Consider the following 19497-nt stretch of genomic DNA (forward strand, 5'->3'; position numbering starts at 1 on the left):
TCGGAGACCCTTGTAATGCCTGATCACGATGTACGCTTGCAACAACTGACTGTCTGGCTCGATGAGCAGCTCAACAATCTTTTTCTGAAAAACGCCTGGGGCGAAGTGCCAGCAGGTAGCCTGACGGCCGCCAGTAGCGATGCGAGCTTCCGTCGCTACTTCCGCTGGCAGGGCGCTGGGCGCAGTTTCGTGATCATGGACGCCCCGCCGCCGCAGGAGAACTGCCGACCGTTCGTCGCCATCGATCACCTGCTGGCCAGTGCCGGTGTGCATGTGCCAGTGATCCATGCCCAAGACCTGGAGCGCGGTTTCCTGCTGCTGGGCGACCTGGGCCATCAGACATACCTGGACATCATTGATGCCGACAACGCCGATGCCCTGTTCAGTGACGCCATTGATGCGCTGCTGGCGTTCCAGCGCTTGCCGATGAGCGCGCCACTGCCGAGCTACGACGATGCCTTGCTGCGTCGTGAAGTTGAACTGTTCCCGGAGTGGTACGTCGGGCGGGCGCTTGGCCTGACCCTTACCGAAGCCCAGCAAGCCACCTGGCAGCGTGTGAGCCAGGCGCTGATCGACAGTGCCCTGGCCCAGCCCAAGGTGCTGGTGCACCGCGACTACATGCCGCGCAACCTGATGCAGAGCACGCCAAACCCAGGCGTGCTGGACTTCCAGGACGCCGTTTACGGCCCGGTCACCTACGACATCACCTGCCTGTTCAAGGATGCCTTCCTCAGCTGGCCACAGGCCCGTGTCGAAGCCTGGCTGCGGGATTACTGGCAAAAGGCGCAGGCGGCCGGCATTCCGGTACAGGCCGACTTCGAGGCGTTCCACCGTGCCAGCGACCTGATGGGCGTGCAGCGCCACCTCAAGGTCATCGGTATTTTCGCCCGCATCTGCCACCGCGACGGCAAGCCACGCTACCTGACAGACGTCCCGCGCTTCTTCGCCTATATAGATGAAGTGATCCAGCGCCGCCCCGAGTTGGCGGAGCTGGGTGAACTGATCGCGGAACTCCAGGCCGGAGCGCGTGCATGAAGGCGATGATCTTGGCGGCAGGCAAGGGCGAGCGCATGCGCCCTTTGACCTTGCATACCCCCAAACCCCTGGTGCCCGTCGCCGGTCAGCCGCTGATCGAATACCACCTGCGTGCCTTGGCGGCTGCGGGGGTTACCGAAGTGGTGATCAACCATGCCTGGCTCGGCCAGCAGATCGAAGATCACCTGGGCGATGGCAGCCGCTTCGGCCTGAGCATCCGCTATTCACCCGAGGGCGAGCCGCTGGAAACCGGTGGCGGGATCTTCAAGGCGCTGCCGTTGCTGGGCGAGGCGCCGTTTCTGCTGATCAATGGTGACGTCTGGACCGACTACGATTTCGCTCGCCTGAAAGCGCCGCTTGCGGGCCTGGCGCATCTGGTGCTGGTCGACAACCCTGGCCATCACGGCCGTGGCGACTTCCGCCTGGTAGCCCAGCAGGTCGTTGATGGCGACGACGCACCGGGTACCCTGACCTTCAGTGGCCTGTCGGTGCTGGACCCGGCGTTGTTCGCCGGTTGCCAGCCGGGTGCTTTCAAGCTGGCACCCCTGCTGCGTCAGGCCATGGCGCAGGGCAAGGTCAGTGGTGAGCACTACCGTGGCCATTGGGTCGACGTCGGTACGCTCGAGCGCCTGGCGCAGGCTGAACGCCTGATCGGCGAGCGCGCCTGACATGTGGTGGCCAAGCACGGTAATTGGTGCCGGTGCCGGTTTTGCCGTCGCCAGCATCCCGGGCGCCCTGCTCGGTGCCCTGGTAGGGCAGGCCATGGACCGGCGCCTGCAGGTGCGCGGCTGGGAGGACCTGCGCGAGCGCTTGGGCGGGCGCCCGGCCTTGCGTGACGAAGAATTGCTGTTCGTGCTGCTGGGCAGGCTGGCCAAGTGCGATGGCCGGGTTGCCGAGCAGCATATCCAGCAGGCACGCCAAGAGATGGTGCGCCTGGACCTGGCCGACGCGGCCCGGCTGCGGGCGATTGCCGCGTTCAACCGCGGCAAGGCCGGCAAGGACCGACTGGCCGGCCACCTGCGTCGTATTCGCGAGCAGCCGCATGCCGCCGAAGGGACCTTGCGCGCCTGTTGGCGCATGGTCTGGGCCGACGGCAAGGTCGGCGCCAAAGAGCGCGACTTGCTGTTGGACTGGGGGCAGACGCTGGGCTTGAGCCGGCGGCAGGTGCAAGCCATGTCGCTGGAGTACGAGCCTCGCAAGTCCGGGCTGGACGGCGGCACCATGACCTATGCGGCAGCCATGCGCCTGCTGGCCGTGGAGGCAGATACCGAGGGCGACAAGGTCAAGCAGGCTTATCGCCGGCTGGTTAGCCGCCATCACCCGGACAAGCTGGCGGGCAGCGGTGCCACGGATGCCCAGGTGCGTGCAGCGACCGAGCGGACCCGGGAGTTGCATCAGGCGTATGCGCTGATTCGCAAGCGGCGGGGTTTGTAGAAAAGCGGGGGCGCTTTGCGCCCCTTTTCGCGGCGCAAGGCCGCTCCCACAAGTGCTGTGCATCCCTCGGGCTTTGCGCGAACTTGTGGGAGCGGCCTTGTGTCGCGAAAGGGGTGCAAAGCACCCCCATCGATTTCAGCTCACTCTTGCGGGTTCATCCACCCGCGCACCCGGCGGAACAATTGTTCCTGTTCAGCGGCCTTGTTACCGGGCATTGCAATCAGCGACAACTGGCGGTACTGGCTGTCCTTCTGCCGTTTGCTGGCCTGCAAGCGCAGTTCCGCTGCACGGCGATCGCCCGTGCGGGTGGCGTAATACACGTCGGCGGTCGGCACCTTGAGGGTCGGCGCAAGGCTTTCCAGGTCATGTTCCACCCGGGCCGGCGTCTGCGCGGCGATCATCACCAGCTTTTGCACCTGCGCGGGTTGTTTCTCGCTCAGGTAGCGGGCTGCCCAGTACGCGCCACTGCCATGGCCGATCAGCACGATGCTGCGTGAGTCATGCTGTTGCGCGTAAGCCACCGCCGCGTCGAGGCGGGCGAAGATACGCTCGGCGTCGGCCGGGTCATTCTGCTCGCTGGCCTGTGCGGCATCGGTGCTTTCTGCGGTGTCGGGGTCGGCGGCAGTCGCCTGGGCGACGTTGGCATTGGCATCGGTCGGTGTGTCTTTGGCGGGGGCTGTTTCGCCCTCGTCCTTGGCAGGGGCCGCTGCGGGTTTGGCTTCGACACGCGCCTGCGGGCTATCGGTAAGCAGGTCGGGCAGGCTGACGCTGAGGCTGTGCCAGCCCACATCGGGGAACTTGCGCCGCAACGGGCCGACGGCGTTCGGCCAGTCGGCCGTTTCACCGGCACCGGGCACGAGGATCACCGCACCTTTGGGGGCGCTGCTGTTGGCCGGCTTCCACAGGGCCAGGAAGCTTTCGGCACCCGCCTGCAGGGTTTGCTGCTCGGCCTTGGGCACCAGGCGCTCCAGGGCCAGGGCGTCTTCCTGACTGCGTTCCAGCAGGGGCGGGCGGGTGGCTTCGGCCGGTGGGGCTTCGGCGGTGATCGGTGGTTTTTCAGCGTCGGCGGCCATGGCCCCAAGCGGAAGGATCGAGGCTAGGCAGCACATTGCCAGCGTCGTGCGATAAAGTGTGGACATGCGTCAACCCAAGGCCAGAATGATACCGGCAGCCTAATAGTATTTGCCCGCGACGGCCATGTTAGGGCCGCCCTTGCCAAGACGAGCGTGTAGATGAAGCGAATGCGTCGCCTGTTGGTTATCGGCTGCTTGTGGCTGCCCTTGATCGCCTTGGCAAGGCCTGAAGCCGTGCCGAGCGTTGCCCTTGAGCCCGCGCAACAGCAGTGGTTGGACACCCACCGCAGCCTGCGTGTCGGCCTGGTGCTGCAAGCGCCCTATGCACAGTTCGACCGGCGCTTGCAGCAACTGTATGGGGCCAACGTCGAGTTGGTGAACGCGTTGGCGCAGGCACTGAGGCTGGACCTCACCTGGCGCAACTTTGCCGACCAGGCCAGCCTCGAGCACGCGTTGCAGGCCGGTGAAATCGATTTCGCCCCCGGCCTGACACAAACCCCGGCAAGCCTGCGCCTGTGGCTGTTCAGCGACCCGTACATGCGCGTGCCGCAGTTGGTGGTCGGCCCACGCACAGGCGCCATGGCCGTCGAGCTGGAAAAACTCGAACCCGATCAGCGCGTCGCGGTGCGCATGCCCAGCCCATTGGCGGACTACCTGCGCAGCAACTACGGCACGCTCAACCTGCAGGGCGTGCCCAACGAGCGCGAGGCCTTGCAGTTGGTCGTGGGTGGCCAGGCCAGCTACGCGGTGCTCGATGAAGCCCAGCTCAGCCGCCTGTCGCGTGAAAGCGAGTTCGGCGAGCTGGCGGTGGTTGGCGATATTGGCCTGCCGCAGCTGCTGCGGGTGGGTTCGCGGCGCGACTGGCCGTTGCTGGCCGACGTGCTCGAACGTGGCCTGCAGGCCATGCCGGCCAAGGCCTTGGAACAACTTCACCAACGCTGGTTGCAACCCAAGTACCCACGCTTGAGCGAGTCGGCAGGCTTCTGGCAAAACCTCGCCATGCTGTTTGGCATGTTGTTGCTGTGTGCGCTGGCCACGTTGATCTGGCAGCGCCGCCAGCAGCGCCAACTGGAACGTAGCCTGCTGGCCACCCGTGAGAACCTGGCTGAGCGCCAAGTGCGTGAAGAGGCGCTGCGGCTGAGCCAGTTCGCCATCGACCAGAGCACCGTGGGCATTTTGTGGGTCAATTGGGACAGCCATGTCCGTTATGCCAACCATGCCGCAGAGCGCATGCTGGGCTATGGTGAGGGCGCGTTGCTGGAGCGCCCGCTGAGCGACTTTGAGCCCAACTTGAACATGGACCGCTGGCTGGAGCTGTGGCGCGGCGCGCGGGCGGGGGGAGGGGGTGTGGGGCAATTCGAGACCCATTGCCTGCGCGCCGACCTCAGCGTGTTGCCGGTGGAGCTTTCGTTAAGCTTCCTGCGTTTTCGTGATGCCGAGTACCTGGTGGTGTACATCGCTGATGTCACCGAGCGCCACCGCGCACTGGCAGCGCTGCGCGAAAGTGAAGCGCGCCTTAAAGGCATCGCCGGCAACGTGCCGGGGCTGGTGTTCCGGCTGGAACGTGACCCGGCCGAAGGCGACCTGGAGTTCCCCTACATTAGCGAAGGCAGCGAGGCCTTGGTCGGCTACGCACCTGCCGAAATCCAGCACCCGCAGATGGGCCTGCGCAACCTGGTGCACCCCGAAGACCGCAGCGACTATCACCGGGTGCAGGACCTGGCCTTGGCCAGCAACCAGGACTGGTCCTGGCAAGGGCGCATCCTCACGCGCCAGGGTGAACAGCGTTGGGCCGACATCAAGGCCAGTACCCGGCGCCTGGCCGATGGCCGGGTGGTGTGGGACGGTATCGTCTGGGACATCACCCAGGGCAAGCGGGCAGAACTGGCGTTGGCGCGCTCCCAAGAGCAACTGCGCGAACTGTCGGCGCACCTGGAGAGCGTGCGCGAAGAAGAAAAGGCCCGCATCGCCCGCGAAGTGCACGATGAGCTGGGGCAGATGCTGACCGTGCTCAAGCTCGAAGTCTCGATGTGTGAGCTGGCCTTTGCCGAGCTGGATCCGGGGCTTAACGAGCGTTTGTCGAGCATGAAGCGCCTGATCGCGCAGCTGTTCCAGCTGGTGCGCGATGTGGCCACGGCATTGCGCCCGCCCATTCTCGACGCTGGTATCGCCTCGGCCATCGAGTGGCAAGCACGGCGTTTCGAGGCGCGTACACAGATTCCCTGCCTGGTGCAGGTACCGGATAATCTGCCAGCATTGAGTGATGCCAAGGCGACCGGGCTGTTTCGTATCCTTCAGGAGGCGCTGACCAATGTCATGCGCCATGCCCAGGCGCACAGCGTAGAGATCGAACTGGTGCGTGAAGCGGGGCAATTGCGCATGACCGTCAGCGACGACGGCACGGGTTTTTGCCGCGATCAGACCCGGCCCACCTCGTTCGGCCTGGTGGGCGTGCGCGAGCGCGTGCTGATGCTGGGTGGCAGCATGACGCTGGACAGTGAACCGGGCGAGGGCACCAGCCTGAGCGTGGCCATTCCGTTGGAGTAGGAGACCGATCGTGATTCGAGTGCTGGTGGCGGAAGACCACACCATTGTCCGTGAAGGCATCAAGCAATTGATTGGCCTGGCCAAGGACATGCAAGTGGTGGGTGAGGCCGGCAATGGCGAGCAGTTGCTCGAAGCCTTGCGCCATATGCCGTGTGAAGTGGTGTTGCTGGATATCTCGATGCCCGGCGTCAGCGGCCTTGAGGCCATCCCCAGAATCCGCGCCCTGAACGACCCTCCGGCGATCCTGATGTTGTCGATGCATGACGAGGCGCAGATGGCGGCGCGGGCGCTCAAGGCCGGTGCCGCAGGTTATGCCACCAAGGACAGTGACCCTGCCTTGCTGCTGACCGCTATTCGGCGGGTTGCCGGGGGTGGGCGCTATATCGACCCAGCGTTGGCCGACCGCATGGTCTTCGAGGTGGGCCTGACCGAGTCCCGGCCGTTGCACACCCTGCTCTCGGAGCGGGAGTTTTCGGTGTTCGAGCGCCTGGCCCAGGGCGCCAACGTCAACGACATTGCCCAGCAACTGGCGCTGTCGAGCAAGACCATCAGTACCCACAAGGCGCGGTTGATGCAGAAGCTCAAGGTGAACTCACTGGCGGAACTGGTGAAGTACGCCATGGAGCACAAGCTGGTCTGATTGCGACCTGCAGGCTTTTTGAGCCTGCCACCGACCTTGTGGGAGCGGGCTTGCCCGCGAAGAGGTCTGGCCTGCGGATCGCGGTGCCTGTGCTGCCGCTTTCGCGGGCAAGCCCGCTCCCACAGGTTGGGTGCAATGCTTGGGAAGGTGTTCAATCCCCGCCATTCTTGTAGGGCGATCCCTACACAGAATCTTCCATCTGGATGATGGCATTCTCTCAGTACCCCCGATTTTCGGGCGTTTGCGTCTTGTCTAGTCTTTGCCTACGCAGTCATCCAACAAGAAGGTGCAGGCATGAGCGAGGCGAATTCGAACGCTGCAACCAGCGAAACGCTGGTCAGCTTCCGTGGTGTGCAGAAGAGCTACGACGGCGAGTCGCTGATCGTCAAAGACCTCAACCTGGACATCCGCAAGGGCGAGTTCCTCACCTTGCTCGGCCCGTCCGGCTCGGGCAAGACCACCAGCCTGATGATGCTGGCCGGTTTCGAAACCCCCACCGCCGGCGAGATCCAGCTGGCCGGGCGTTCGATCAACAACGTGCCGCCGCACAAGCGCGACATCGGCATGGTGTTCCAGAACTACGCGCTGTTCCCACACATGACCGTTGCCGAGAACCTGGCCTTCCCGCTGACCGTGCGCAACCTGAGCAAGACCGACATCAGCGAGCGGGTCAAGCGTGTGCTCAACATGGTGCAGCTCAATGCCTTTGCCAAACGCTACCCCGGCCAGCTGTCCGGTGGCCAGCAGCAGCGGGTGGCCCTGGCGCGGGCCTTGGTGTTCGAGCCACAGCTGGTGCTGATGGACGAACCACTGGGCGCACTCGACAAGCAGCTGCGTGAACACATGCAGATGGAGATCAAGCATATCCACCAGCGCCTGGGGGTGACTGTGGTGTATGTGACCCACGACCAGGGCGAGGCGCTGACCATGTCTGACCGGGTGGCGGTGTTCCACCAGGGCGAAATCCAGCAGATCGCCGACCCACGCACCCTCTATGAAAAGCCGTGCAACACCTTCGTCGCCAACTTCATCGGTGAGAACAACCGCATCAACGGCACCCTGCTGGCCAGTGATGGCCATCGCTGCCAAGTGCAGCTGGCGCGGGGCGAGCGGGTCGAGGCGCTGGCGGTGAATGTCGGCCAGGCCGGCGAGCCGGTGACCTTGTCGATCCGCCCGGAACGGGTGCGCCTCAATGGCCACAGCGAAAATTGCGTCAACCGCTTCTCTGGCCGTGTGGCCGAGTTCATTTACCTGGGCGACCACGTACGGGTACGCCTGGAAGTCTGTGGCAAGGCCGACTTCTTCGTGAAGCAGCCGATCGCCGAGCTCGACCCGGCACTGGCCGTGGGCGATGTGGTACCGCTGGGCTGGGAGGTGGAGCACGCCCGCGCGCTCGATCCGATTGCCGAAGCCCATTGATGGATTGCTTCACCAACCCTGTACTGTGGAGAGAATAATAATGCACAAGCAGTTGAAACTGACCGCCCTGGCCCTAGGGCTGTTCGCCGCTGGCCAGGCCATGGCGGCCGACCTGACCGTGATCTCTTTCGGTGGCGCCAACAAGGCCGCCCAGGTCAAGGCGTTCTACGAGCCTTGGGAAAAAGCGGGTAACGGCAAGATCGTCGCCGGTGAGTACAACGGTGAAATGGCCAAGGTCAAGGCCATGGTCGACACCAAGAGCGTGTCCTGGAACCTGGTGGAAGTCGAGTCGCCAGAGCTGTCCCGCGGGTGCGACGAGGGCATGTTCGAAGAACTCGACCCTGCGCTGTTCGGCGATGCAGCCGACTATGTGCCGGGTGCCATCCAGCAATGCGGCGTGGGCTTCTTCGTCTGGTCGACGGTACTGGCCTACAACGCCGACAAGCTCAAGACGGCGCCTACCAGCTGGGCCGATTTCTGGGACACCAAGCAGTTCCCGGGCAAGCGTGGCCTGCGCAAAGGTGCCAAGTACACGATGGAATTCGCACTGATGGCCGATGGCGTTGCGCCCAAGGATGTGTACAAGGTGCTGGCAACCAAGGAAGGCCAAGACCGCGCCTTCAAGAAGCTCGACGAACTCAAACCCAGCATTCAGTGGTGGGAAGCCGGCGCCCAACCGCCGCAGTTCCTGGCCTCGGGCGACGTGGTCATGAGCTCGGCCTATAACGGCCGGATCGCCGCCGTGCAGAAAGAGAGCAACCTCAAGGTGGTGTGGAACGGCGGCATCTACGACTTCGATGCCTGGGCAATTCCAAAAGGCGCCAAGAACGTCGAAGAGGCGAAGAAGTTCATCGCCTACAGCGTTCAGCCCGAGCAGCAGAAAACCTACTCCGAGAACATCGCCTACGGCCCGGCCAATACCAAGGCCGTCAGCCTGCTGTCGGACGAGGTGAAGAAAGACATGCCGACCACGCCTGAGAACATTGCCAATCAGGTGCAGATCGACGTGGCCTTCTGGGCTGACAACAGCGAGCAGCTGGAGCAACGCTTCAACGCCTGGGCGGCGAAGAAGTAAACGACAAGGAGCCGCTACGCGGCTCATCGCCGGCAAGCCGGCTCCCACAGGCCAGGCGTAGCGCCTGAGCCCAACGCTGTATCTGTGGGAGCCGGCTTGCCGGCGATGGCTGCGCAGCAGCCCTGATTTCAGCCGGTTTTTACGGAGTTCGCCATGGCCATTGCAGTGCCCCTCAACGAAGGCGCAGGTCCAAGTCTCAAGCAGCGCCTAAAGCACGCCGAGCGGGTCAACCGCTGGAAGGCGCAGGCGTTGATCGCGCCGCTGGCGCTGTTCCTTCTGCTGGTGTTTCTGGTGCCGATCGCAGCGCTGTTGTACAAGAGCGTCGGCAACCCGGAGGTGGTCGCCGGCCTGCCGCGTACCGTCGAAGCGGTGTCGCAGTGGGATGGCAAGAGCTTGCCCGGTGAGGCGGTATACAAGGCACTGAGCCAGGACCTGGCTGAGTCGCGCAAGAACCAGACCCTGGGCGACCTCTCCAAGCGCCTGAACATGGAACTGGCGGGCTACCGCAGCCTGTTGACCAAGACCGCCCGAGCGTTGCCGTTCAAGGCTGAACCTGCCTCTTATAAAGAAGCACTGCAAACCCTCGATGAGCGTTGGGGCGACCCGGCCTACTGGCAGGCGATCCGCCGCAATACCAGCTCGGTCACCTCGTTCTACCTGCTGGCGTCGCTCGACCACCGTATCGATGACCTTGGCGAGCTGGCCAAGGCCACGCCTGACCAGGCCATTTACCTGGATATCTTTGCCCGCACCCTGTGGATGGGGGTGGTGATCACCGCCATCTGCCTGGTGCTGGCCTACCCGCTGGCGTACTTGCTGGCCAATCTGCCGGCCCGGCAGAGCAACCTGCTGATGATTCTGGTGCTACTGCCGTTCTGGACCTCGATCCTGGTGCGGGTGGCGGCGTGGATCGTGCTGCTGCAGTCGGGCGGGTTGATCAACAGTGCGCTGATGGCCATGGGCATCATCGATGAACCGCTGGAGCTGGTGTTCAACCGCACCGGTGTGTACATCTCGATGGTCCATATCCTGCTGCCGTTCATGATCCTGCCGCTGTACAGCGTGATGAAGGGCATTTCGCCCAGCTACATGCGTGCGGCCATCTCGCTGGGTTGCCACCCGTTCGCCAGCTTCTGGCGGGTGTACTTCCCGCAGACCTACGCCGGTGTTGGCGCGGGCTGCCTGCTGGTGTTCATCCTGGCGATCGGCTACTACATCACCCCGGCATTGCTGGGCAGCCCGAACGACCAGATGGTCAGCTACTTCGTGGCCTTCTATACCAACACCAGCATCAACTGGGGCATGGCGACCGCGCTGGGCGGCCTACTGCTGCTGGCGACCGTGCTGTTGTACCTGATCTATAGCTGGCTGGTCGGCGCCAGCCGCCTGCGCCTGAGCTGAGGAGCCTTGTCATGCTGAGCCCTTACATGTCACCCGTGGAGCGGGTCTGGTACTACAGCCTGCGCATTCTTTGCGGCTTGATCCTGCTGTTTCTGATTTTGCCGGTGCTGGTGATCGTGCCGCTGTCGTTCAACAGTGGCAGCTTTCTGGTGTACCCGTTGCAGGGCTTTTCGCTGCAGTGGTACCAGGACTTCTTCGGCTCTGCCGAGTGGATGCGGGCACTGAAGAACAGCATCATCGTCGCCCCGGCGGCCACGGTGCTGGCGATGCTGTTCGGTACGTTGGCGGCGATTGGCCTGACTCGCGGCGACTTCCCGGGCAAGTCGCTGGTGATGGCGCTGGTGATTTCGCCGATGGTAGTGCCGGTGGTGATCATCGGTGTGGCCAGTTACCTGTTCTTCGCACCCTTGGGGATGGGCAACAGCTTTACCTCGCTGATCCTGGTGCATGCGGTGTTGGGTGTGCCGTTCGTCATCATCACCGTGTCGGCGACGTTGCAGGGCTTCAACTACAATCTGGTGCGCGCTGCGGCCAGCCTGGGTGCTTCGCCGCTGGTGGCGTTCCGCCGGGTGACCCTGCCGTTGATCGCCCCGGGGGTGATCTCGGGTGCGTTGTTCGCCTTTGCGACGTCGTTCGACGAGGTGGTGGTGACGTTGTTCCTCGCCGGGCCTGAGCAGGCGACCTTGCCTCGGCAGATGTTCAGCGGTATCCGCGAGAACCTGAGCCCGACCATTGCGGCGGCAGCGACCTTGCTGATCGCATTTTCGGTGGTGCTGCTGCTGACCCTGGAGTGGTTGCGTGGGCGTAGCGAGAAGCTGAGAACTCAGCAGCCTGCTTGATTGATGTTGCCAGTGCCGGCCTTTACGCGGGCACTGGCAATAGATGGGCACCGGTCGACACGGATTGATACCAATCAGCCTCTACCCGTTCGCCTGAGTTACAATGCGCGCCACCGTGATTCTGACCTACAGGTGCGCCATGCAGCCCTACGCTATTGCCCCCTCCATTCTCTCCGCCGATTTCGCCCGCTTGGGCGAGGACGTCGACAAGGTGCTGGCCGCGGGTGCCGACATCGTTCACTTCGATGTGATGGACAACCACTACGTCCCCAACCTGACCATCGGCCCGATGGTGTGCACCGCCCTGCGCAAGTACGGCGTGACCGCCCCGATCGATGTGCACCTGATGGTCAGCCCGGTCGACCGCATCATCGGCGACTTCATCGAAGCCGGCGCCACTTACATCACCTTCCACCCGGAAGCCAGCCAGCACATCGACCGCTCGCTGCAGCTGATCCGCGACGGTGGTTGCAAGGCCGGCCTGGTGTTCAACCCGGCGACCAGCCTCGATGTCCTCAAGTATGTGATGGACAAAGTCGACATGGTCCTGCTGATGAGCGTCAACCCAGGCTTTGGCGGGCAGAAGTTCATCCCCGGCACCCTCGACAAGCTGCGTGAGGCGCGCGCGCTGATCGACGCCAGTGGCCGCGATATCCGTCTGGAAATCGACGGTGGCGTCAACGTCAACAATATCCGCGAAATCGCCGCTGCTGGCGCTGACACCTTCGTTGCCGGTTCGGCCATCTTCAATGCCCCGGACTATCAGGAAGTCATCGCCAAAATGCGCGCCGAACTGGCCCAGGCCCGCCCATGAGCGGCTTCGAGCAGCTGTTCCCAGGGACGCTGCCAAGGCTGGTGATGTTCGATCTGGACGGTACCCTGATCGACTCCGTGCCAGACCTGGCCGCCGCCGTGGACCGCATGCTGCTCGAACTTGGGCGCCCGCCAGCGGGCTTGGACGCCGTACGCCACTGGGTTGGCAACGGTGCCCAGGTGCTGGTGCGCCGGGCGCTGGCCGGGGGCATCGAGCATGCCTCGGTGGACGATGCGCTGGCCGAACAGGCGCTGGCGCTGTTCATGGAGGCCTATGCCGAAAGCCATGAACTGACCGTGGTCTACCCCGGCGTGCGCGACACCCTGCGCTGGCTGCGCAAGCAAGGCGTGGAGATGGCGCTGATCACCAACAAGCCCGAGCGCTTCGTCGCCCCGCTGCTGGACCAGATGAAAATCGGTCGCTACTTCCGCTGGATCATCGGCGGAGACACCCTGCCACAAAAGAAACCCGACCCCGCGGCACTGCTGTTCGTCATGCAGATGGCCGGTGTTACGCCGCAACAGTCGCTGTTCGTCGGCGATTCGCGCAGCGATGTGCTGGCCGCCAAGGCCGCCGGTGTGCAGTGCGTGGGCCTGACCTACGGCTACAACCACGGCCGGCCGATCAACGACGAATCGCCGAGCCTGGTGATCGACGACCTGCGTGCACTGCTGCCCGGTTGCGCAGACCCGGCCACTGGGATAACGTTGGCGGACCTTCAAGCCTCACAAGACAGAGAGTCCACCGTGGCGGTTACTGGCAAATTCTGGATGAAAGTCATCAAGGCCCTGGCCCGTTGGCGTTGGCGCGCCTGACTTCTGCTCGCCGGCCGCTGCCGGCCCGTCCGTTTGCCTGACCTTACTGCTGCTTGCCACGAGGCTACTCATGACCCGCGAAGAATTCCTGCGCCTGGCCGCTGCCGGCTACAACCGCATCCCCCTGGCCTGTGAAACCCTGGCCGACTTCGACACGCCGCTGTCGATCTACCTGAAACTGGCCGACCAGCCCAACTCCTATTTGCTCGAATCCGTACAGGGCGGCGAGAAGTGGGGGCGTTACTCGATGATCGGCCTGCCATCGCGCACGGTGATGCGTGTGCATGGCTACCACGTCAGTATCCTGCAGGATGGCGTCGAGGTAGAGCGCCACGACGTCGACGACCCGCTGGCCTTCGTCGAGTCGTTCAAGGACCGCTACAAGGTCGCGGATATTCCCGGGCTGCCGCGTTTCAACGGTGGGCTGGTCGGCTACTTCGGCTATGACTGCGTGCGCTATGTGGAGAAGCGTCTGGGCGCGAGCCCGAACCCGGACCCGCTGGGCGTGCCGGATATCCTGCTGATGGTGTCTGACGCCGTGGTGGTGTTCGACAACCTGGCGGGCAAGATGCATGCAATCGTGCTGGTCGACCCGGCCGAAGAGCAAGCCTTCGAACAGGGCAAGGCTCGCCTGGCCGGGTTGTTGGAGACCCTGCGCCAGCCGATTACCCCGCGCCGTGGCCTGGACCTGAGCGGCCCGCTCGCCGCCGAGCCGGAATTCCGCTCCAGCTATACCCGCGAGGATTACGAGAACGCGGTTGGCCGCATCAAGGAGTACATCCTGGCCGGTGACTGCATGCAGGTGGTGCCGTCCCAGCGCATGTCGATCGACTTCAAGTCTGCGCCCATCGACCTGTACCGTGCGTTGCGCTGCTTCAACCCGACGCCGTACATGTACTTCTTCAATTTCGGCGACTTCCATGTGGTCGGCAGTTCGCCTGAAGTGCTGGTGCGTGTCGAGGACAACCTGGTCACCGTGCGCCCGATTGCCGGTACGCGCCCACGGGGTGCGACGGAAGAAGCCGACCGTGCGCTGGAAGACGACTTGCTGTCGGACGAGAAAGAGATTGCCGAGCACCTGATGCTGATCGACCTGGGCCGCAACGACGTGGGCCGTGTGTCCTCGACCGGCAGCGTGCGCCTGACCGAGAAGATGGTGATCGAGCGTTACTCCAACGTGATGCACATCGTGTCCAACGTCACCGGTCAGCTGCGTGAAGGCCTTACCGCCATGGATGCATTGCGGGCGATTCTGCCAGCCGGCACGTTGTCGGGTGCACCGAAAATCCGCGCCATGGAGATCATCGACGAGCTGGAGCCGGTCAAGCGTGGCGTTTACGGCGGTGCAGTGGGCTACTTTGCCTGGAACGGCAACATGGACACCGCGATTGCCATCCGTACCGCAGTGATCAAGGACGGCGAGCTGCATGTGCAGGCGGGTGGCGGCATCGTGGCCGACTCCGTGCCGGCGCTGGAGTGGGAAGAAACCATCAACAAGCGCCGCGCGATGTTCCGCGCGGTGGCCTTGGCTGAGCAGACGTCCGCCAAGTAATGCTGGGAATTGGGGGCTGCTGTGCAGCCCCTCGCCGGCATGAGGGAGTGGGTGAACCCGCTTCCTCAGCGCCCAAACCACTCAGAAGTCCAAGCTTACCGCCAGGCTCACCCCCTGCTGCGTCAACTCATCACTCTTGCGCCAGTTGTAATTCCCTCGCACATGCACCCCCGCCATCAGCTCATGGCTCAAGCCCAAGCTGGCCCGGGTGAGGTCACTGTGCGGCGTATACCCGGTCAGGGTGAAGTCGTGCGCGGCCAACGTAGTCAGGTGCATCGTCACGTCCTGTTGGTCATCCTCGAACTCGTGCTCCTGGGCAACCTCGGCAAACAGCCGCGTCCCCGTTGCCACCTGCACACTGCCTAACAGCCCAATACCGAGCCGCCGGGAGGTACGTTCCTGGTCATCGAAGCCCAGCGCTGTCGAGCGCCCGCTCTTCTCGTCATAACCATCGACCTTGACCCGGGCATAGTCGGCGCTGATGAACGGCGCCAGTTGCCAAGGGCTGCTCTCGGCGGCCAGGTTGTAACCCAGCCGACCCGTCACCGCCCACGCTTCGCCATCGGTATCGCCTTTTTCGCTGCGGTCATTTACGCCCAGGGCGAAGGTGCGTTTGAGGTCGCTGTAGTCCAAGTGCCCGGCCGTCAGTGCAGCATCGGCCCACCAGTGGTCCTGGCGGTATTGGGCGAACGCCGTGGCCAGGTAGCTGTCGAGCTTGTAGTCCGAGTCCTGTTCACCCGCCTCCAGTTTCTGCCGGTATACGCCACCCGCCAGGCCCAGGCGCCAGGCATCGTTCAAACGGTAGCTGCCACCCAGAGTCAGGTTGTAGCCACGGCCGTCGCCGCTGGCCGCGCTGCGCTGGCCGTCAAAGTCCAGGTCCTGCGCGCCGGTGGCGACGAAGGCCTGCCATTGCCCCACGGCTTGCCAGGGCGTTTGCCACTGGTTGCGCAGCTCGTCCTGGTGGGCGCGCAGGGTGGCGTGGGCCATTTCCGGCAACAGGGTCAGTTCCCAGGGGGCGGAGATGATCGAGTAGGCGTAGTCGGCTATCAACTGCTGGCCGGCAATGGTCGGGTGTACCGAGTCGTTGAACAGCAGTTTGGTTGGGTCCGGAGTGGCGCCGTTGATGCCGTAGACCGGGTTCTCGACGCAGCCTTGACCGCTGTAGCAGGTGCCGACCAGGTTCTGGCCGCTGGCCAAGCCGAATTGGGTCGGGCTGGCCAAGGCCTCACCCAGTAATACCGGAATGTTCAGTGGGATGATCTCGGCGTCGATCTGCCCGAGTTGATTGAGCAGTGACTGGTTGAACACGCCCGACAGCAGCGACAGCGGGTTCTGTTGCGGGGTGCCGCTGAAGTTCGGCGTTTGGCCCAGGTCGGGCAGCAACCAGACCATGATGTAGCGGGCGCCGCCTTGTTGCAGGGCTTGGGCGCTGGCAGCCAGCCGGCCTCCAGCAGCGGCGGCATCGGCGGGGCTGTTCACCAGGCCCTGGAGGAAGTCGTTACCGCCACCGGTGAGGTAATAGAGCGCGTTGGGGTCTGCACGTAGGCCATTGGCCAGGTAGCCGGGGCGTTCACGGAAGACAAAGCCTGGCGCCGGTCCATTGGGGGGGACGATCACTTTCGATGACTCGGTGATCGAATCGAGAATCTGCTGTGTCGTGTAGCCGCCCACTGCCCAGTTGTTGCCATCAGGCCGGATGCCGACCGACGTGGAGGGGTTGAGTTCGTCTTCCCCGATGCCCAGCCGACCGCCAAGAATCATCGGCGAAACCGGCGCGAAGTTACCGTCGGCATCGCGGTTGGTGAAACGCTGGCCTGCCGTACCGCCGGTCAGGTCAGGAAATTGGCCGGCGTCACTCAGGCTGTCGCCAAATACGATCAAGGTCGAATAAGGGGAAGGGGCAGCGAATGCCTGGCTGCAGGCCAGGGCCAAAGAGGCGAGGGTAAATCGCAACAAGGGAGCTTTTCGCATCAGAGAACATCCTTTTCTTTGTTTTTATGAGGACTACCCGATCGACCATAGCAAATCGCGGGGCTTGTCTCCCAAGTCCATTCGTTTCCCCGTGTTTACAGGCATATTGCGCCCATCGCCCCGGTAGGCTACTGTGCCGGGACGTATGAGCGAGACCTATCCTGTGTTGATCGTCAGCAAACTCTTGATGCGCGTTATCAAGGCCCACGCCCGTTGGCGTTGGCGCGCCTGACTTTATCTCCTGCCGGCCAGCCCGGCCCGTTTCTGTTTGCCTTCTTATCCGTTTCCGAATGCCCTTAGTGGCAATGCCATGCTGCGGGCGGTGTAGGAAGGTTCGTATTCTGAAGTCAGTAGATTCAAGAGGTTTAGCCCGATGTTACTGATGATCGACAACTACGACTCATTCACTTACAACGTCGTCCAATACCTCGGCGAGCTAGGTGCCGAGGTCAAGGTCATTCGCAATGACGAAATGACCATCGCTGAAATCGAAGCCCTCAATCCGGAGCGCATCGTTGTCTCCCCTGGCCCCTGCACGCCGAGCGAGGCGGGTGTGTCGATCGAGGCGATCCTGCACTTTGCTGGCAAACTGCCGATTCTGGGCGTCTGCCTGGGCCACCAGTCCATCGGCCAGGCATTTGGCGGCGACGTCGTGCGTGCCCGCCAGGTGATGCACGGCAAGACCAGCCCCGTGCTGCACCGCGACCTGGGCGTGTTCGCCGGCCTCAACAACCCGCTGACCGTGACGCGCTACCACTCCCTGGTGGTCAAGCGTGAAACCCTGCCCGATTGCCTGGAGGTCACTGCCTGGACTGCCCATGCAGACGGTACGGTCGACGAGATCATGGGCCTGCGCCACAAGACCCTGAATATCGAAGGGGTGCAGTTCCACCCCGAGTCCATCCTCACCGAGCAGGGCCACGAGCTGTTCGCCAACTTCCTCAAGCAGACCGGCGGCCGCCGCTAAGGATCGAACATGGATATCAAGAGCGCGCTGAGCCGCATCGTCGGTCACCTGGACCTGTCCACCGAAGAAATGAGCGACGTCATGCGTCAGATCATGACCGGTCAATGCAGTGAGGCGCAGATCGGCGCCTTCCTGATGGGCATGCGCATGAAAAGCGAGAGCATCGACGAGATCGTCGGCGCGGTGTCGGTGATGCGTGAGCTGGCCGACAAGGTCGAGCTGAAGAGCCTCGATGGGGTGGTCGATATCGTCGGCACCGGTGGCGATGGCGCCAACATCTTCAACGTCTCCACCGCCTCCTCGTTTGTGCTCGCCGCGGCCGGTTGCCCGGTGGCCAAGCACGGTAACCGTGCGGTCTCGGGCAAGAGCGGTAGCGCCGACCTGCTGGAAGCCGCTGGCATCTACCTGAACCTGACCCCGGTGCAGGTCGCCCGCTGCATCGACAGCCTGGGCATCGGCTTCATGTTTGCCCAGAGCCATCACAAGGCAATGAAGTACGCCGCTGGCCCGCGCCGTGAGTTGGGCCTGCGCACCCTGTTCAACATGCTGGGCCCGCTTACGAATCCGGCCGGTGTGAAGCACCAGGTGGTCGGCGTGTTCACCCAGGCCCTGTGCCGCCCGCTGGCCGAAGTGCTGCAGCGGTTGGGCAGCAAGCACGTGCTGGTGGTGCATTCCAAGGACGGCCTGGACGAGTTCAGCCTGGCGGCGCCGACGTTTGTCGCCGAGCTGAAAAATGGCCAGATCACCGAGTATTGGGTAGAGCCGGAAGACCTCGGCATGAAGAGCCAAAGCCTGCATGGCCTGGCGGTTGAAGGCCCACAGGCCTCCTTCGAGCTGATTCGTGATGCCCTGGGCCGACGCAAGACCGAGAACGGCCAGAAAGCCGCGGAAATGATCGTGCTCAATGCGGGCGCCGCGCTGTACGCCGCGGATCATGCCATGACCCTGGCACAGGGCGTGGAGCTTGCCCATGACGTGCTGCACACCGGCCTTGCCTGGGAAAAGCTGCAGGAGCTGGGTGCCTTCACCGCCGTATTCAAGCTGGAGAACGAAGCATGAGCGTACCGACCGTGCTGGAAAAGATCATCGCCCGCAAAGTTGAGGAAGTGGCCGAGCGCAGTGCCCGGGTCAGCCTGGCTGAGCTGGAGCGCCTGGCCAAGGCCGCCGACGCGCCACGTGGTTTTGCCAATGCGCTGATCGAGCAGGCCAAGCGCAAGCAGCCGGCGGTCATTGCCGAGATCAAGAAGGCGTCGCCGAGCAAGGGCGTGATACGCGAGCACTTCGTGCCAGCGGAAATCGCCGTCAGCTACGAGAAGGGCGGGGCGACCTGCCTGTCGGTGTTGACCGATGTGGATTACTTCCAAGGCGCGGATGTGTACCTGCAGCAGGCGCGCGCGGCAGTGTCGCTGCCGGTGATCCGCAAGGATTTCATGATCGACCCCTACCAGATCGTCGAGGCCCGTGCACTGGGCGCTGACTGCGTGCTGTTGATCGTCTCGGCGCTGGATGACGTGAAGATGGCCGAACTGGCTGCCACAGCCAAGGCTGTAGGCCTTGATGTGTTGGTCGAAGTGCATGACGGCGATGAGCTGGAGCGTGCGTTGAAAACCCTCGATACACCGCTGGTGGGGGTGAACAACCGCAACCTGCACACCTTTGAGGTCAGCCTGGAAACCACCCTTGACCTGCTGCCGCGTATTCCGCGTGATCGCCTGGCGATTACCGAGAGCGGTATCCTCAACCGGGCCGATGTAGAGCTGATGGCAATCAACGAGGTTTACTCGTTCCTGGTGGGTGAGGCGTTCATGCGCGCTGATCAGCCTGGGCTGGAATTGCAGCGGTTGTTCTTCCCGGAGCAGGTGAAGAAGACTGTTCAGCCACTGGACTGATCGAAACGAAGCCGGCGTGACTGCCG

At 63.5% G+C, this 19497-nt stretch carries 17 protein-coding genes; 15 read left to right on the forward strand and 2 right to left on the reverse strand.

Annotated features, from left to right (window positions below; translation table 11 throughout):
• Positions 1–15: 15 nt before the first annotated feature.
• The 3 genes from D886_RS0113240 to D886_RS0113250 are packed head-to-tail and all read left to right on the forward strand — an operon-like array spanning position 16 to position 2469.
• On the forward strand, positions 16–1035 hold the full coding sequence (locus tag D886_RS0113240; protein ID WP_027594390.1) for an aminoglycoside phosphotransferase family protein: 1020 nt from the start codon (positions 16–18) through the stop codon (positions 1033–1035).
• Entirely contained in the window at positions 1032–1703 is a 672-nt protein-coding gene (murU, locus tag D886_RS0113245; protein WP_027594391.1) for an N-acetylmuramate alpha-1-phosphate uridylyltransferase MurU, read from the forward strand. Before D886_RS0113240 ends, murU begins: the two co-directional genes overlap by 4 nt.
• 1 nt (position 1704) lies before the next feature.
• On the forward strand, positions 1705–2469 hold the full coding sequence (locus tag D886_RS0113250; RefSeq protein WP_027594392.1) for a TerB family tellurite resistance protein: 765 nt from the start codon (positions 1705–1707) through the stop codon (positions 2467–2469).
• A gap of 140 nt (positions 2470–2609) precedes the next feature.
• On the opposite strand, the gene D886_RS0113255 is transcribed toward D886_RS0113250, so the two are convergent.
• On the reverse strand, positions 2610–3608 hold the full coding sequence (locus D886_RS0113255; RefSeq protein ID WP_027594393.1) for an alpha/beta hydrolase family protein: 999 nt from the start codon (positions 3606–3608) through the stop codon (positions 2610–2612).
• A 93-nt stretch (positions 3609–3701) separates the two neighbouring features.
• Between D886_RS0113255 and D886_RS0113260 the strand changes: the two genes are divergently transcribed.
• From D886_RS0113260 to trpE, 9 genes are all read left to right on the forward strand, one after another.
• Positions 3702–6089 (forward strand): PAS domain S-box protein, encoded by a 2388-nt coding sequence (locus tag D886_RS0113260; RefSeq protein WP_027594394.1) that lies wholly within the window; start codon positions 3702–3704, stop codon positions 6087–6089.
• 7 nt (positions 6090–6096) lie between these two features.
• Positions 6097–6729 (forward strand): response regulator transcription factor, encoded by a 633-nt coding sequence (locus tag D886_RS0113265; RefSeq protein WP_172960400.1) that lies wholly within the window; start codon positions 6097–6099, stop codon positions 6727–6729.
• Positions 6730–7023: 294 nt separating this feature from the next.
• On the forward strand, positions 7024–8148 hold the full coding sequence (locus D886_RS0113270) for an ABC transporter ATP-binding protein (protein WP_027594396.1): 1125 nt from the start codon (positions 7024–7026) through the stop codon (positions 8146–8148).
• Positions 8149–8188: 40 nt separating this feature from the next.
• The gene (locus tag D886_RS0113275; RefSeq protein WP_027594397.1) at positions 8189–9223 is read left to right on the forward strand and encodes an ABC transporter substrate-binding protein; all 1035 of its coding nucleotides are present in this window, start codon (positions 8189–8191) and stop codon (positions 9221–9223) included.
• A 153-nt stretch (positions 9224–9376) separates the two neighbouring features.
• Positions 9377–10624: an ABC transporter permease gene (locus tag D886_RS0113280; RefSeq protein WP_027594398.1), complete on the forward strand. Its 1248-nt coding sequence runs from the start codon at positions 9377–9379 to the stop codon at positions 10622–10624.
• 11 nt (positions 10625–10635) lie between these two features.
• A complete protein-coding gene (locus tag D886_RS0113285) occupies positions 10636–11463 on the forward strand; it encodes an ABC transporter permease (RefSeq protein WP_027594399.1) in 828 nt (275 codons plus the stop codon).
• Positions 11464–11602: 139 nt separating this feature from the next.
• Positions 11603–12277: a ribulose-phosphate 3-epimerase gene (gene rpe, locus D886_RS0113290; RefSeq protein WP_027594400.1), complete on the forward strand. Its 675-nt coding sequence runs from the start codon at positions 11603–11605 to the stop codon at positions 12275–12277.
• Positions 12274–13092: a phosphoglycolate phosphatase gene (locus D886_RS0113295; RefSeq protein WP_027594401.1), complete on the forward strand. Its 819-nt coding sequence runs from the start codon at positions 12274–12276 to the stop codon at positions 13090–13092. Before rpe ends, D886_RS0113295 begins: the two co-directional genes overlap by 4 nt.
• 70 nt (positions 13093–13162) lie before the next feature.
• Positions 13163–14644: an anthranilate synthase component I gene (trpE, locus tag D886_RS0113300; RefSeq protein WP_027594402.1), complete on the forward strand. Its 1482-nt coding sequence runs from the start codon at positions 13163–13165 to the stop codon at positions 14642–14644.
• A gap of 81 nt (positions 14645–14725) precedes the next feature.
• Here trpE and estP read toward each other — a convergent pair whose 3' ends face one another.
• Positions 14726–16615, reverse strand: a complete 1890-nt coding sequence (gene estP, locus D886_RS0113305; protein WP_027594403.1) for an esterase EstP — start codon at positions 16613–16615, stop codon at positions 14726–14728.
• A 373-nt stretch (positions 16616–16988) separates the two neighbouring features.
• Between estP and D886_RS0113310 the strand changes: the two genes are divergently transcribed.
• Genes D886_RS0113310 through trpC form a run of 3 tightly spaced genes read left to right on the forward strand, consistent with a single transcriptional unit; the run spans position 16989 to position 19471 of the window.
• Positions 16989–17582 carry an aminodeoxychorismate/anthranilate synthase component II gene (locus D886_RS0113310; protein WP_027594404.1) on the forward strand — a complete coding sequence of 198 codons (594 nt, stop codon included), beginning with the start codon at positions 16989–16991 and terminating at the stop codon, positions 17580–17582.
• A 9-nt stretch (positions 17583–17591) separates the two neighbouring features.
• On the forward strand, positions 17592–18641 hold the full coding sequence (gene trpD, locus D886_RS0113315; protein ID WP_027594405.1) for an anthranilate phosphoribosyltransferase: 1050 nt from the start codon (positions 17592–17594) through the stop codon (positions 18639–18641).
• Entirely contained in the window at positions 18638–19471 is an 834-nt protein-coding gene (gene trpC / locus D886_RS0113320; RefSeq protein WP_027594406.1) for an indole-3-glycerol phosphate synthase TrpC, read from the forward strand. Before trpD ends, trpC begins: the two co-directional genes overlap by 4 nt.
• Positions 19472–19497: the final 26 nt, after the last annotated feature.

Source organism: Pseudomonas sp. LAIL14HWK12:I7 (assembly GCF_000483465.1).
Taxonomy (GTDB): Bacteria; Pseudomonadota; Gammaproteobacteria; order Pseudomonadales; family Pseudomonadaceae; genus Aquipseudomonas; species Aquipseudomonas kermanshahensis.

Excerpts from the sequence above, each read along its gene's own strand:
- D886_RS0113240 (WP_027594390.1), top strand. The coding sequence starts at position 16 with ATGCCTGATCACGATGTACGCTTGCAACAACTGACTGTCTGGCTCGAT.
- murU (WP_027594391.1), top strand. The coding sequence starts at position 1,032 with ATGAAGGCGATGATCTTGGCGGCAGGCAAGGGCGAGCGCATGCGCCCT.
- D886_RS0113250 (WP_027594392.1), top strand. The coding sequence starts at position 1,705 with ATGTGGTGGCCAAGCACGGTAATTGGTGCCGGTGCCGGTTTTGCCGTC.
- D886_RS0113255 (WP_027594393.1), bottom strand. The coding sequence starts at position 3,608 with ATGTCCACACTTTATCGCACGACGCTGGCAATGTGCTGCCTAGCCTCG.
- D886_RS0113260 (WP_027594394.1), top strand. The coding sequence starts at position 3,702 with ATGAAGCGAATGCGTCGCCTGTTGGTTATCGGCTGCTTGTGGCTGCCC.
- D886_RS0113270 (WP_027594396.1), top strand. The coding sequence starts at position 7,024 with ATGAGCGAGGCGAATTCGAACGCTGCAACCAGCGAAACGCTGGTCAGC.
- D886_RS0113275 (WP_027594397.1), top strand. The coding sequence starts at position 8,189 with ATGCACAAGCAGTTGAAACTGACCGCCCTGGCCCTAGGGCTGTTCGCC.
- D886_RS0113280 (WP_027594398.1), top strand. The coding sequence starts at position 9,377 with ATGGCCATTGCAGTGCCCCTCAACGAAGGCGCAGGTCCAAGTCTCAAG.
- D886_RS0113285 (WP_027594399.1), top strand. The coding sequence starts at position 10,636 with ATGCTGAGCCCTTACATGTCACCCGTGGAGCGGGTCTGGTACTACAGC.
- rpe (WP_027594400.1), top strand. The coding sequence starts at position 11,603 with ATGCAGCCCTACGCTATTGCCCCCTCCATTCTCTCCGCCGATTTCGCC.
- D886_RS0113295 (WP_027594401.1), top strand. The coding sequence starts at position 12,274 with ATGAGCGGCTTCGAGCAGCTGTTCCCAGGGACGCTGCCAAGGCTGGTG.
- trpE (WP_027594402.1), top strand. The coding sequence starts at position 13,163 with ATGACCCGCGAAGAATTCCTGCGCCTGGCCGCTGCCGGCTACAACCGC.
- estP (WP_027594403.1), bottom strand. The coding sequence starts at position 16,615 with ATGCGAAAAGCTCCCTTGTTGCGATTTACCCTCGCCTCTTTGGCCCTG.
- D886_RS0113310 (WP_027594404.1), top strand. The coding sequence starts at position 16,989 with ATGTTACTGATGATCGACAACTACGACTCATTCACTTACAACGTCGTC.
- trpD (WP_027594405.1), top strand. The coding sequence starts at position 17,592 with ATGGATATCAAGAGCGCGCTGAGCCGCATCGTCGGTCACCTGGACCTG.
- trpC (WP_027594406.1), top strand. The coding sequence starts at position 18,638 with ATGAGCGTACCGACCGTGCTGGAAAAGATCATCGCCCGCAAAGTTGAG.